Origin of the sequence: Francisella adeliensis, assembly GCF_003290445.1 — a bacterium.
Lineage (GTDB): Bacteria > Pseudomonadota > Gammaproteobacteria > Francisellales > Francisellaceae > Francisella > Francisella adeliensis.
This window is the reverse complement of sequence record NZ_CP021781.1, coordinates 826,682-840,962: the sequence shown is the minus strand read 5'-3', so window position 1 is coordinate 840,962 and position 14,281 is coordinate 826,682. Positions and strand designations below refer to the sequence as shown.

Below are 14,281 nucleotides of genomic sequence, written 5' to 3'. Positions count from 1 at the left end.
TAAAAATATATGTCTTATGATTATACAGTTTTATAGAGATAATTAGAATGTATTAAGACTGATAATTAGGTGGCTCTTTAGTAATTGTAACATTATGTACATGAGATTCATTAAAACCAGCACCAGTAATTTGTACAAAGGTAGGTTCTGTACGCATAGTTTGAATATCTTTTGAACCAGTGTAACCCATACTTGATCTTACACCACCGATTAGTTGATGAATAACTGCAGCAAGTAAACCTTTATATGGTACTCTTCCTTCCACACCTTCTGGTACAAATTTTTTAGAATCTGTATCTGCTTGGAAATATCTATCAGATGAACCTTTCTCCATCGCACCAAGTGAACCCATACCACGATATGATTTATATGAACGACCTTGGAAAAGCTCAACTTCGCCAGGAGACTCTTCAGTTCCTGCAAAAACCCCACCGACCATAACAACTGAAGCACCTGCAACTATCGCTTTTGCAATATCCCCTGAAAATCTAATACCACCATCAGCTATTACTGGGACACCGGTACCCTCTAATGCAGATGCTACATTTGAAATAGCACTAATTTGTGGCACTCCAACACCTGCAACTATACGCGTAGTACATATTGAACCGGGACCAATACCAACTTTAACAGCATCAGCTCCAGCTTTAATTAGATCTTTAGCAGCTTCAGCTGTTGCAATATTACCGCCGATAACTTGTATATGAGGGAAGTTCTCTTTCACCCATTCAACCATATCTAGCACACCTTGAGAATGACCATGAGCAGTATCAACTACAACCACATCAACACCTTCTCTTGCAAGAGCTGTAACTCTTTCTTTAGTATTTGCAGCAGTACCAACAGCAGCACCGACTCTCAAGCGACCAAGAGAATCTTTACAAGCATTAGGTTTGTTTTGAGATTTTTCAATATCTTTTGTTGTAATAAGTCCTACTAACTGATCGTTATCATCAACAACTAGAACTTTCTCAATTTTATACTCATGCAATTTTTTCTTGATTGAGCCTTGAGAAGCATTTTCTGGCACAGTTACCAACTTATCTTTAGGTGTCATAATTGAGCTAACAGGCTCTTCCAAGTCTTTAGCAAATCTAAAATCCCTTTTAGTAACTATACCAACTGTTTGATTATTATCATCAACGACAGGAAAACCTGAAAAATTATGCTCTTTAGCTAGCTGCATAATTTCTCTTATCGAGCTATGAGATTTAATAGTTACAGGATCTATAACCATACCATTTTCAAATCTTTTAACTTTTTTCACTTCTTGAGCCTGAGCTTCGATAGACATATTTTTATGAATAATACCTAAACCGCCTTCTTGAGCAATAGCAATAGCAAGTCTTGATTCTGTAACAGTATCCATAGCAGCTGAAACTAAAGGGATATTTAACTCAATATCTTTAGTAATATTTGTTTTCAAACAAACTTCATGAGGCAATACATTTGAGTATCTAGGACTTAAAAGCACATCATCGAATGTGATAGCTTCTTGTGTAATTCTTAACATTTTTAATCTCCGTAATTATATTCGAGAAGTTGAATTTAATTACAAAAGTATTATAGCATAGATGTTTATTTTTACTATGAAATTTTAAAGAGTAAAATTAAAGCATAGTGTAAAGACACTAAAACTTAAGAAATAAAATTAAAGAGTTAAAGCTAGCATTTACAAGATTAGAAAATTTTAGCTTGTTTTAGAATTAGTATAACTAGTTGCTAAAGCTATAATTATAGTCTGAGCAATACCAATTTAATCAAAAAACTTTTTAGCATAGTCTTTAACATTATCAAACCATGTTTTACTTTTTGGAGAATGTTTACTTTCATATGCTTCACCTAAACTCTCGGCAAACTTTTGTAAAAGTTCTTTTTGATCTGAGTTTAAATTTATAGGTGTTTCGACAACCACTTTACACAACAAATCACCACGTCTTTGTCCTCGAAGAGGTTTCATCCCTTTTTCCCTCAAACGAAATACTTTATCAGTTTGAGTTTCTGGAACTACTTTTAATTCAACCTCTCCATCTAGCGTAGGCACTTTAATTGTTCCTCCAAGACATGCTGTTGTAAAACAAATAGGCATTTCACAATATAAATTTATATCTTTTCTTTCGAAAATGCTGTGCTTTTTAACCATAACTTGTACATACAGGTCACCATTCATCGTTCCGTTTGATCCGACATCACCTTCACCTTGAAGGCGAACTCTATCACCATTATCAACACCAGCAGGTATTTTTACTTTGAGAGTTTTTTGCTTCTTAACCTTACCATTACCATGACAATCATCACATGGATCAGCTACACTTGAACCGCTACCGTTACATACAGGGCAAGTTTGCTCAAATGCAAAAAAACCTTGCTGACGGCGTATAGTTCCTTGACCATGACAAGCATGACAAGTAGCTTTTGATTTCGATTTTGATCCCGTACCATCACAAGTATCACAACTAGCCATTTTAGGTATGTTAATTTCTTTCTCTACACCATTGAATGCTTCTTCAAGAGAAATTTCAAGCGTGTATTCAAGATCACTACCTCTTGACTGTCTAGATCGTGATGAGCCACCTCTTTGATTACCTCCGCCAAAGAATGTATCAAAAATATCCTCAAAACCACCAAAACCTTGTCCGCCTCCACCAGCTTGCTGATTAACACCAGCATGACCAAACTGGTCGTAACGAGATCTTTTTTGATCATCACTAAGTATTTCATAAGCTTCTGAAATTTCTTTAAACTTAATTTCAGCTTCTTTATCATCAGGGTTTCTATCTGGATGATATTTCATAGCAAGCTTTCTATATGCTCGCTTTATTTCTACACCACTAGCTGTCTTTGAGACGCTAAGAGTTTCATAATAACATTTCTGTTGCATTGTATTTAACCTAAAAATTTAAGACACATCATTATAGCAAATAAAAAAGCACGGATAAACCGTGCCTTTTTATTTAATTAACTATTAGCTAGATTATTTTTTAGCATCATCAACATCTTCAAAATCAGCGTCAACAACATCTTCATCTTGCTTAGCTTCTTCTTGAGGTTGAGCACCTTCTGCACCAGCAGCTTGCGCTTGTTCAGCATAAGCTTTTTGAGCTACAGGAGTAAAAACTTCTTCTAATGCTTTAGTTTTTGCTTCAATAGCTTCTTTATCATCACTTTTCAAAACTTCTTCAAGTTCTTTACAAGCTACTTCTATCTTTTCTTTTTCTTCTTCTGTAACTTTTTCACCTAATTCACTCACAGCCTTTCTTGAGCTATGAACTAAATTATCAGCAGTATTTCTTACAGCTACAAGCTCTTGGAACTTTTTGTCTGAATCAGCATTAGCTTCAGCATCTTGTACCATTTTTTCGATTTCTTCTTCAGATATACCACCACAAGACTTGATCACAATATTTTGCTCTTTGCCTGTAGCTTTATCTTTAGCTGATACATTCATAATACCATTAGCATCAACATCAAAAGTTACTTCAATTTGTGGCATACCACGAGGTGCTGGTGGAATATCAGCTAAGTCAAATCTACCTAAAGATTTATTTGCTGACGCCATTTCACGCTCACCTTGCATTACATGTATTGTAACTGCAGGCTGATTATCTTCAGCTGTAGAGAATACTTGTGATTTCTTAGTAGGTATAGTCGTATTTCTCTCGATAAGCTTAGTCATCACACCACCCATAGTCTCAATACCTACAGATAGAGGAGTTACATCAAGAAGCAATACATCTTTAACATCTCCTGCTAATACACCACCTTGAATAGCTGCACCAACTGCCACAGCTTCATCAGGGTTTACATCTTTACGCGGCTCTTTACCAAAGAACTCTTTTACTTTTTCTTGTACTAGAGGCATACGAGTTTGTCCACCTACTAAAAGCACTTCTGTAATATCAGATTTGCTTAGACCAGCATCTTCTAAAGCTTTTTTACATGGCTCTAAAGATCTAGTAACAAGATCACCAACTAAAGATTCAAATTTAGCTCTAGTGATTTTTACATTTAAATGTTTAGGTCCTGTAGCATCAGCTGTTACATAAGGTAAGTTTACATCTGTTTGCTGAGCAGAAGACAATTCTACTTTAGCTTTTTCAGCTGCTTCTCTTACTCTTTGTAGAGCTAGCTTATCATTATGAAGATCTATACCTTGCTCTTTTTTGAACTCATCAATTAAGTAATCCATAAGAACTAAGTCAAAATCTTCACCACCAAGGAATGTATCACCATTAGTAGATAATACTTCGATTTGGTTATCGCCATCTACATCAGCAATTTCGATAATAGAGATATCAAATGTACCACCACCTAAATCATATACTGCTACAGTTTGCTCTGCTTTTTTAGAGTCTACACCATAAGCTAATGCTGCTGCTGTTGGCTCATTGATAATTCTCTTAATATCAAGTCCTGCAATTTTACCAGCATCTTTAGTAGCCTGTCTTTGGCTATCATTAAAGTAAGCTGGAACTGTAACTACAGCTTCTGTAACTGTTTCACCTAAGAAATCTTCTGCTGTTTTCTTCATTTTTCTTAAGATTTCAGCTGAAACTTGAGGTGGCGCCATTTTCTTACCTTCTTTAGTAGAAACCCAAGCATCTCCATTGTCTGCTTTTACTACCGCATAAGGTACTTTCTTTTTAATATCATCTTGAACTGCTTTATCATCATATTTACGACCAATAAGTCTCTTGATAGCAAAGAAAGTATCATCAGGATTTGTTACAGCTTGTCTTTTAGCTGATTGACCCACTAAGATTTCACCACCATCAGTGTATGCTACTACTGAAGGAGTAGTTCTATGACCTTCTGCATTCTCGATAACTTTAGCATTCTTACCATCCATAATTGCAAGGCAAGAGTTAGTAGTTCCTAAATCTATTCCGATTATTTTTCCCATTTTATTATTCTCCTATGTTATTTTATTTTTTATTACTTATTCAAATTCTTTATTATATATATGGCTATGTTATGACATATTTCAAGAAATATTTTTAATTTTTTACAACTATTACTTTTGCTGCCCTAACCACACGACCATTTAGCAGATACCCCTTCTGAAAAACATCAAAAACAGTATTATCTTCAAACTCTGGATTTGGTACCATTGCCATTGCTTCATGGAAATTTGGGTCAAATTTTTCGCCCATAGGATTTAATTCTTCTAAGCCATTTTTCTTTAAAACATCTATCAACATCTTAGCCGTCATTTCAACACCTTCTTTCATAGCAACAGCTTCTTCAAGCTTTACTTCATGCTTTAAGGCTTGATCAATACTATCTGTAACAGGCATCAACTCTTTTGCAAACTTTTCAATACCAAACTTACGTGCATTAGCAACATCTCTTTCAGCTCTTTTGCGAATATTCTCAACTTCAGCAGCAGCTCTTAAAACCTCTTCTTTCATTGAAATATATTCATCCTGCATACTTTCAATTTTTTCATTTGCCTTTTCAAGCTGTTCTTGTACTAAAACATCAGAACCTGCATCATTAACCTCTTCTACTTTTTGTTCTGTTTCAAGAATTTTTTCTTCTAAGTTATCTTTTTTTTCATTGCTCATAAAACTAGCCTTTTATTTTAGTTCTGTTAATACTACAATTTACTAGATTGTGTTTAACATCTGTTTTTTCAAGTAATAAATTGAAAATTTATAAGGTAATGTTCTAATGAAACTTATTAAAAAGATAAGTATACTTGTATCTACTGCGATTACTGTTTCTAGCTGCCTTACTAGTTGCTCTACTTTCTCACAAAAAAAACCACCTGAACAGACACCTACTAAAAAAAATTCGCATAAAATAACGTATAAGCCAGAATCATTTGCTGACTTTAAAAACTGGGATAATGCTAATCAGCTTAAATCATTTAATGCATTTAAGAAGTCATGTAAAAAAATACTAGAAGAAAATAAGCCAAAATATAAAAGTTGGATTAGTGTTTGCAACAAGGCTATAGTAACAAAGCTAAAGAGCAAAGGAGAAGCAAAACTTTTTTTTGAAGAAAACTTCACCCCTTTTCAGATAATCTACAATTCTGATGATACAGGAACTTTTACAGGCTACTATGAGCCAACTATGAAAGGAAGCTTGGTTAAGACACTCCAATATACTGTACCAATATATAGAACCCCAAAAGATTTAGTGAAAATACCTGATGGTGATGATTTTAAATATGGCCGATATAAGGGAGATAAATTTATTCCATATTATACTAGAGCAGAAATATCCAAGGGAAACCTTTATAGCAAAAAAGATGTACTCGTTTGGGTTAAATCAAAAGTTGATCGAACATTCTTGCAAATACAAGGCTCTGGAAGAATAGAGACTGATAGTGGAGATATACTGGTTGGTTATGATAGTCAAAATGGTCATAAGTATGAACCTATTGGTAGATACCTCCTTGATAAGAACTATATATCTAGAAAAGATATGTCTATGCAATCTATTAAAGAGTGGCTATCAAACAATAAGGGACAAATTGACAAAGTTTTAAATTATGATCCTTCATTTGTATTCTTTAGATATCTAAATGCCAAAAATGCAATTGGCGCTCAAGGTGTTGAGCTTACTCCTGGTTACTCACTAGCCATAGATGATAAATTTCATTCTTATGGAGTTCCAATGTGGCTCGAAACAAACTATTACAAAAATAATCATGAAGAAACATCTCCGTTAAATAGGCTTATGATAGCCCAAGATACTGGTGGAGCAATTTTAGGTGCTGTCCGAGGAGATGTCTTTTGGGGACACGGTAAACAAGCCGAATACAATGCTGGTCATATGAATAATGAAGGCAAATTATGGATTCTACTCCCAAACAAAGAAAATATAGGCAAAGATGATAAAAATTAATACTGTTATTCTCGGCGGAGGTATATCCGGTGTAAGCTTTTCTCAAAAACTTACCAAAAAAAACATTGAAAATATAGTAATTGAAAAAGAGCAAATAGGTGGATGTATTTATAGCGCTAAATACAACGACCTTTGGTTTGAAATGGGTGCCCACACAATATATAACTCCTATTCAGACACCATAGAGTTTATTAAGAAAAACAAAATACAGCAAGATATTGCTACTCGTAAAAAACTACCATTTTTAATGGTAATGCCCACAAACCAAATCCAGAGCATTTTCAGCAACCTCAACTACTTAACTCTGGTTCCAAGCTATATATTTAATAGAAAAATCTCAAAAGATGACAAAACTGTAAAACAGTATGCTTCCCAAGTTTTTGGCAAAAAGAACTACGATAATACTTTTAAATATTGTTTTAGTGCTGTGCTATCACAAGATAGCGATGATTTCCCTATGAAATATTTATTTAAAAAATATGATCGAGATACATCTTTCCCAAGAAGCTTTACCTTTAAAGATGGATTATCTAACTTATTTAAAAACTCTAATGTCAACTTAGTTAAAGGAGAAGTTTTTAAAATATCTCAAACTGATGACAAACAATGGATAATAACAACAAACAACGCCACCTACAACGCGAAAAATATTTGTTTAGCAACTCCATGGAATATAACTAAAAATCTAATTTCTGAAATATTACCAAGCATAGCAAGCCACCAATACTCCCCTAAAATGTCTCATCTAACAAGCATTGGCATAGTAGTATCAAAAGATAAGTTGAAGCACATAAAAAACATTGCTGGCTTGATAGGTAAAGAACAATTTTTCTACTCCGCTGTATCTCGCGATGTAATTAAGCATCCAAATCTAAGAGCTATTGTATTTCACTGTAAATCACAGCCTAACCTAGAAATGAAAAATATTAGAAATAAAGCTGCAGGTGTATTGGGCATATCAACAAAGGACATAATTCACTCTCATACAAAACAGAATTCACTCCCTTGTTATAACAAAAACCATGATATTTTCATAAAAGATTTAGAGGATGCTCTTACAAAACATAAAAATCTTTTTATAACGGGGAATTTCTTTGATAGATTAGCTATTGAAAATTGTATCAGAAGATCAAACTACCAAGCAAGTAAACTTATCTGCAACAAAAACACCTAATTACTTGATAGTCAGACTAAAAAAATGTAATATATGGTGTGCTAAAAAATTCAATGGACGCAAGCTTATAAACTTGCAAGTAATAAATTTTTTGCTAAAACTGAGTAATTGACAACAATAAATCAAAGGAAAAAAGATGAAAACGTTTACTGCAAAACCATCAGACATCAAAAGAGAATGGCTTTTGATTGATGCTACAGATAAAACTTTAGGTCGTCTAGCTACAGAAGTTGCTATGGTCTTAAGAGGTAAAAACAAACCTGAATATACTCCACATATGGATACAGGTGATTATGTTATTATCGTAAATGCTGAAAAAGTAGCTGTAACTGGTAACAAAAGAAAAGATAAAACTTATTATCATCATACTGGTTTTATCGGTGGTATTAAATCTATATCATTTGATAAACTAATCGCAAGCCATCCAGAAAGAGCTATTGAAAAAGCTGTTAAAGGTATGTTGCCAAGAACACCTCTTGGTCGTGCTATGTACAAAAAGTTAAAAGTATATGCTGGTGAAAATCACCCACATACTGCTCAACAACCAAAAGCTCACACAATTTAAATAAAGGATGGTAAAAATGTCAGATTATAATTATGGTACAGGTCGTCGCAAAAGTTCTGTAGCTCGTGTATTTATGAAAAAAGGTACTGGTCAATTTATCGTTAATGGTCTTCCATTAGAGCAGTATTTATGTCGTGAAACTGATTGCATGATTGTTAAGCAACCTCTAGTTCTTACTGAAAATGCTGAAAACTTTGACTTCAAAGTAACAGTTAAAGGTGGTGGTACTACTGGTCAAGCTGGTGCAATTCGCCTTGGTGTAACTAGAGCTCTTATTGAGTTTGATGAAGATCTTAAACCTTCTCTTCGTGAAGCTGGCTTTGTAACTCGTGATTCTCGTAAAGTTGAGCGTAAAAAACCTGGTCTTAGAAAAGCTCGTAGAAGAAGACAGTTCTCTAAGCGTTAATATATCTATTATATTATTTTTTCAATATCTATTCTTTTTATTATTTACTAGGAGGATAAACCTTTGGTTTTATACACAAAAAAGGATGATATCTATAGCGATATAGTGCGCACGATTCTTCTTATCAAAGGAGCTAATGCTGAGTTTATTGATGTTTCTAAAGAAGAAAACTCTAAGCACCTTGAAGAACTAAATATCATTACTCCAAATTGCAACATCCCTACTCTAACAACTGATGAGTTTGCAGTATATAGACTTGCAGTACTTATTGAGGCCGTAGAAGACTTATACCCATTTCCTCCAATGTTTCCAGTATTTCCGAAACAACGAGCTAATGCGCGTATACTTCTTGAATATGTGAACAAAAAATATCTTCAAAATATAGTTAAGCTCTCTGAACAAAATTTAAGTGAAGAAGAAGCTAATGAAATAAAAAAAGTAATGCAAAAAGATCTTGTAAGTACCTATAAGACTGTTGTCAGTGAAAGAGAAATTAACGCAGAAAGCAATCCTGATGCTCAAAATGTTAATGTTTTAACACTGATAATAACTTTTATTTTTTATTATTTTATTAAATTAAAAATAGCTATACCAACAAAAGATAAAAATCTCATTGCCGAGATAAAAGATCTTTTTAATGAACCAAACTTCATAAAGACAATCAAAGAAGGAGCTTAATTATGGCTATGCTTAGATCTTATGTAGTTAAGGCTACATATAATTGGTTAGTAGATCATGGTTTTACACCATATGTTTTAGTTGATACCGAATATGAAGGTGTAATAGTCCCTGCAAACTATATTGATGAGGATAAAAAAATTCTTCTTGATTTATCCCCTCAAGCTATTCTAAATACAAACATCAGCGATACGCAAATCACTTTTGATGCAACATTCGATGGTGAACTGATGTCTCTTGTAATACCAGTAGAAGCTATTCTTGAAGTTTTCTCAAGAGAAACAGAGCAAGGCATATATGCTCGTGAATTTGGCTATGGGATCAGTGTGAATGAAGGTGAAGATGATGAATCAGTTAACCCTAAAAAAATAGGAGAAACTGAAGAAGCTAATGTCTTATCTTTTGATTGATATCCATACTCTAAAATAACTTTATTCTTTTCTTACTAACTCATTTTATGCACTAAATATAAATCTGGTACATAATTTTAGTTAGTAAATAAAGTATCCAAGAGTTTCATACTTACTTAGTATTTATATTTATAAAAAATGTGGGTAAATATCCAAATATAAAGCTAAGTGGTATACATAATACAGCCCAATAAAGCACAAATGTTTCTTGATCTAAAAGTAAATAACATATCAATGAGCTTATAATGCCTACAACGGTACTTAATATTGCTCCTACTAAGTTTGATTTGCTACCATAAAAACCATACAGTAAACTAAAAGCTAATGCTGCTATTGGGATATTGAAAAGCAGCATTTTATCTAAAACTTGGTCTATAAAACCATTTGCAATAACATAGCTCAGTAAAGCTATAGTAATCACAACTATTATACTTTTCTTTGTACTTCTAACTCCTGACACATGAGCAAAAAATACTGATGCCATAGTATTCCATAAAGCAGCAATTGTTGTTAAAGCTATAAAAAACAAAAGCACATAAAACATAAACTGCACATAAAAAGGAAACAATTGTGTAACCAAGCTTATTAGTGCCGAATCTGGATTTATTCCTAAAGTAACTTCTCTGTACTGAGCAGTTGCAAATACTGCTATAGCGTATAAACCGCCAACTATAAAAGATGTTAAAACAACAGAATAAAATGCAACCCTAGGTGATTTAGCTGAAAATATTTTTTGCCCATACCATGGTGACAATATATATGTAAAAGCTGTAATTATTGTTAATGAAAGTATAAAGGATTTTGGTATAGCAACACTTGGATTATTTTGAGTAGTTAGTGTTTCAAAACTCATATTGTACATACTATAAAATAGATATAGAAAAAACAAAAAGCAAAAAACAAAACTAATTCTATCTATCTTTACGATAGCTTTTAATCCATCTTTGATAGTAAATAATCCCATAACTAAACAGGCTACACCACTTAAGAGCCACTTATTGTATTCTGGAAATACTTCATTCAAACAAATAGTTATAGAGTGAATAAAGTTAGCTCCAAAGCCTAACATCGCGACCCACAAACATACAGCTACGAATAAAGCATACTTAGCATTATAGCGTTTTGAGAAAAACTCTGTAACACTTATTGCATTAAAATTTTTCCATTTCTTTGCAGCAACAATAGCATAAAATAGCAAGCCAAAAAGAAAAACTAAGCCCAAAGAAATAGCAGATAAACCATAAATATAACCTAAGCTAGAAAAGCCTATCAAGGTCGAAGTATTAAGCTCTGTCATCACAAGAGTAGCTGTTAAAGTAAATAAGCCTAAATTTTTACCTGCAGTGTAATATTGCTCAAATTTTTTTTCAGACATCTAAAACCTAACTTATTGTTTTAAACTAAATCCACTATAGTAACTTAACATAATAATGAAAGCCTATTGTCTTTTATATTTATTTTTTGACTGACTTTGCACATTCACATTTTAATTCTTCATATTCTCTTCGGAGTATAGACATTATATAAAATGATTCATATTCTTTTTTGAGATTGCTAAACTCACAATCTCTTAAAATACCTTCTATTACAAACCCGTTAGATTGATATATATGAATAGCCCTAGCATTAAAGTCTTTAACATCCAACCATACTCTGTGTGCTTGAGTGTTTTCAAAAATCCAATCTAATATTAGTTTAAAAGCTTTTTTTCCATATCCCTTATTACTCTTTAAAGGATCGATAGCAATTCTTTTAATATGAATAGAGTTATTATTATTCTGCAAATCAGTTAATATTGCATAACCACATTTTTGAGATAAATCATTTTGAATAATAAAATATTTAATATCTTCACTTTCCAATGCTAGAATGTGCTGTTTATAGTCCCACTGACCAATATATAAAGAATTTTTAGGAGCACCTTCCAACTCCAGAATGAATTTTATATCATCTCTATTTGCATTTCTTATTTGGATATTTTCAGATTTATACAACATATTACTTACTCACCCTGTAAAGAATTATAATTTATTTTTTTCTAGTAGCTCAAATATGGGTTTATAACTTTTTCTATATATATCTATAATGCCAAATTTTTTAATATTAGCTAGATGCTCTTTAGTTGGATACCCTTTATGTCTTGCAAAACCATATTCAGGATATATTGTATCATGTAACAAACAGATGTTATCTCGATAAACTTTCGCCAATATTGATCCTGCAGATATTTCTTGAACCTTTGAATCACCCTTTACTATAGCCTCAGAAGTATAGTCCCATTTTGGCAGTTTATTACCATCAACTAGCACTTTATCGAACTGCCCCTTTAGATTATCAGCAACTCTTTTCATGCCTGTTAGTGTAGCTTGAAGAATGTTTAACTTATCTATTTCTGCTGGTGAAATCTCCACTATCGAATATGCTTTAGCTTTAGCTATTATTTCATGATACAAAATATGACGTTTCTTTTCACTTAGTTTTTTAGAATCTCCAAGGCCATCTATTGGTTCATCTGGGTTCAAAATAACACCTGCAACTACTACAGGGCCAGATAAAGGTCCCCTGCCTGCTTCATCTATACCTAGGATTATCACTTGTCTTCCTTAGTATTTAGGGAGCTTAAAAAGCCTCTTAGAATATTTATTTCTTGCGACTCTAAATCTGTACGCTGAAATAGTCTTTTAAGCTTATCCATCACATGACCTGGATTATCACTATCTAAAAACCCCGAATCTACCATTGTATTCTCAAAGTGATCATAAAGCCCTTGTCTTTCATTAACGCTTGCAGTTTTATGTAAATGATTATATTCAGGCACTTCTTTTGAATCTGTACAAAGTATACTTTGCTTAAAAATCTCATAAGCTACTAGTTGCACAGCTTGAGCGAGATTTAGAGATGTATATCCTTCATTAGATGGAATATAAGCATGAACGTTACTCATCAATAGCTCTTCATTTAAAAGTCCTGTTCTTTCACGTCCAAATAGAATTGCAATTTTATGATTTGATGTATTAATTCTATCTAAAACACTAGATGCTACAGTTGAGATTGACTCGATTGGTAAAGACACTCTCCTAACTCTAGCACTAGTTCCGACAACAAAATCAACATCTTCCAAAGCTTGCTCTAATGATTGTGTAACTGTCGCATTTTTAATAACCTCTGTCGCATGACAAGATAATGCAATAGCTTCATCATCAATAGGCTTACGAGGATTTACTAAGTATAAATCAGTAAGTCCCATATTTAACATTGCTCTAGCTGTTGATCCAACATTACCGTTATGTGATGGTTCAACTAGAACAATACGGATATTATTTAGTATATTTTTTGAGTTATTAGTCATTATCACTATCTTTTATAATTAGTTTAAATAGAGTATCTATATCTTTTATCTGCTCAAGATTGTCTAATATATCTGTTTTTTTGAAAAAATGAGCTAATTGCTTTAAAAGCTCAGTATGAATTTCCGAAGTTTTATGTGGGAAAAACACACCTACAGCCGTTTTTATATGATCGTCAACAGAATCATCATAATAACTATTTTTTAATGTGAAAATCACAATTTTCGTAGTAATTAATCCATCAACCTTACAATGAGGCATATAGATATTCTTGCCTATATATGTTGAGCCAATCCTTTCTCTTTTATATAAATTACTTAAAACATTATCTTCTTCAACATTTTCATAATTAGTCGCTAACCTATTAGCAAAAAGCTCTACAAGCCTCTTCTTAGATTCTATATTAAGATTTAAACTAATATTTTTTTTATTAAGAAGAGATCGAAGATTCATTTGAAAATAATGTAAGATTAAATAAATAATTATGAATGATACTATTCACCGTGGTTTGTTCTAAGCTTATTTTTGTGCTTTCTTAATTGACGAGCAATTTTATCTTCCACTAAGTCAATAGCAGTATATAAATCCTTATCATCAGCTTTTGCAACAAACTCCGATCCTGGAACTGTAATAATAACCTCTGCAACTTGAGTATCTTTTTCTACAGACAATATAACTTTTGAAGATGTTATGTTATCAAAATATTGGCTAACTTTTCCTATTTTCTCATCCACAAAGTTTTTAATCGCTTCTGTAACTTCTACATGTCTTCCAGTAATTTGTATATTCATATAAAATCTCCATGTTTTTTTTAGATTTAGTCAGCTTAAAGTTTTGTAACCG

General features: G+C 32.7%; 16 protein-coding genes. 6 read left to right on the top strand and 10 right to left on the bottom strand.

Translation table 11 applies throughout. The annotated features are described in order from the left end of the window. Positions 1-52: 52 nt before the first annotated feature. The 4 genes from guaB to grpE all read right to left on the bottom strand — a co-directional run bounded on the left by guaB (position 53) and on the right by grpE (position 5,567). Positions 53-1,513: an IMP dehydrogenase gene (guaB, locus tag CDH04_RS04110; RefSeq protein ID WP_112869816.1), complete on the bottom strand. Its 1,461-nt coding sequence runs from the start codon at positions 1,511-1,513 to the stop codon at positions 53-55. Between the two features lie 243 nt (positions 1,514-1,756). Then, positions 1,757-2,881 carry a molecular chaperone DnaJ gene (dnaJ, locus tag CDH04_RS04105; RefSeq protein ID WP_112869815.1) on the bottom strand — a complete coding sequence of 375 codons (1,125 nt, stop codon included), beginning with the start codon at positions 2,879-2,881 and terminating at the stop codon, positions 1,757-1,759. A 93-nt stretch (positions 2,882-2,974) separates the two neighbouring features. Continuing rightward, positions 2,975-4,903, bottom strand: a complete 1,929-nt coding sequence (gene dnaK / locus CDH04_RS04100) for a molecular chaperone DnaK (RefSeq protein WP_112869814.1) — start codon at positions 4,901-4,903, stop codon at positions 2,975-2,977. Positions 4,904-4,997: 94 nt separating this feature from the next. Next, positions 4,998-5,567, bottom strand: a complete 570-nt coding sequence (grpE, locus tag CDH04_RS04095) for a nucleotide exchange factor GrpE (protein WP_112869813.1) — start codon at positions 5,565-5,567, stop codon at positions 4,998-5,000. A gap of 106 nt (positions 5,568-5,673) precedes the next feature. Between grpE and mltA the strand changes: the two genes are divergently transcribed. The 6 genes from mltA (at position 5,674) to mglB (ending at position 10,091) form a co-directional block, all read left to right on the top strand. After that, on the top strand, positions 5,674-6,858 hold the full coding sequence (gene mltA, locus CDH04_RS04090; RefSeq protein WP_112869812.1) for a murein transglycosylase A: 1,185 nt from the start codon (positions 5,674-5,676) through the stop codon (positions 6,856-6,858). After that, complete coding sequence (locus CDH04_RS04085; protein WP_112869811.1) at positions 6,845-8,032, top strand: NAD(P)-binding protein; 1,188 nt, start codon at positions 6,845-6,847, stop codon at positions 8,030-8,032. Before mltA ends, CDH04_RS04085 begins: the two co-directional genes overlap by 14 nt. A 136-nt stretch (positions 8,033-8,168) precedes the next feature. Next, the gene (gene rplM, locus CDH04_RS04080; RefSeq protein WP_112869810.1) at positions 8,169-8,597 is read left to right on the top strand and encodes a 50S ribosomal protein L13; all 429 of its coding nucleotides are present in this window, start codon (positions 8,169-8,171) and stop codon (positions 8,595-8,597) included. A gap of 16 nt (positions 8,598-8,613) precedes the next feature. Beyond that, the gene (rpsI, locus tag CDH04_RS04075) at positions 8,614-9,003 is read left to right on the top strand and encodes a 30S ribosomal protein S9 (RefSeq protein WP_112869809.1); all 390 of its coding nucleotides are present in this window, start codon (positions 8,614-8,616) and stop codon (positions 9,001-9,003) included. Between the two features lie 63 nt (positions 9,004-9,066). Then, the gene (gene mglA, locus CDH04_RS04070; protein ID WP_112869808.1) at positions 9,067-9,681 is read left to right on the top strand and encodes a transcriptional regulator MglA; all 615 of its coding nucleotides are present in this window, start codon (positions 9,067-9,069) and stop codon (positions 9,679-9,681) included. 2 nt (positions 9,682-9,683) lie between these two features. Then, entirely contained in the window at positions 9,684-10,091 is a 408-nt protein-coding gene (gene mglB / locus CDH04_RS04065) for a transcriptional regulator MglB (protein ID WP_112869807.1), read from the top strand. 112 nt (positions 10,092-10,203) lie between these two features. On the opposite strand, the gene CDH04_RS04060 is transcribed toward mglB, so the two are convergent. From CDH04_RS04060 to hpf, 6 genes are all read right to left on the bottom strand, one after another. Continuing rightward, positions 10,204-11,466, bottom strand: coding sequence for a sodium:solute symporter family transporter (locus CDH04_RS04060; RefSeq protein WP_112869806.1), 1,263 nt, complete (start codon positions 11,464-11,466; stop codon positions 10,204-10,206). A 79-nt stretch (positions 11,467-11,545) separates the two neighbouring features. Further along, entirely contained in the window at positions 11,546-12,088 is a 543-nt protein-coding gene (locus tag CDH04_RS04055; protein WP_112869805.1) for a GNAT family N-acetyltransferase, read from the bottom strand. Positions 12,089-12,112: 24 nt separating this feature from the next. Beyond that, positions 12,113-12,685, bottom strand: coding sequence for a ribonuclease HII (gene rnhB, locus CDH04_RS04050; RefSeq protein WP_112869804.1), 573 nt, complete (start codon positions 12,683-12,685; stop codon positions 12,113-12,115). Then, positions 12,682-13,440, bottom strand: a complete 759-nt coding sequence (locus CDH04_RS04045) for an RNA methyltransferase (RefSeq protein ID WP_112869803.1) — start codon at positions 13,438-13,440, stop codon at positions 12,682-12,684. The genes rnhB and CDH04_RS04045 overlap by 4 nt, the downstream gene beginning before the upstream one ends. After that, entirely contained in the window at positions 13,433-13,891 is a 459-nt protein-coding gene (locus CDH04_RS04040) for a PTS sugar transporter subunit IIA (protein WP_112869802.1), read from the bottom strand. Before CDH04_RS04040 ends, CDH04_RS04045 begins: the two co-directional genes overlap by 8 nt. Before the next feature lie 41 nt (positions 13,892-13,932). Next, a complete protein-coding gene (gene hpf, locus CDH04_RS04035; protein ID WP_112869801.1) occupies positions 13,933-14,229 on the bottom strand; it encodes a ribosome hibernation-promoting factor, HPF/YfiA family in 297 nt (98 codons plus the stop codon). Positions 14,230-14,281 lie beyond the last annotated feature (52 nt).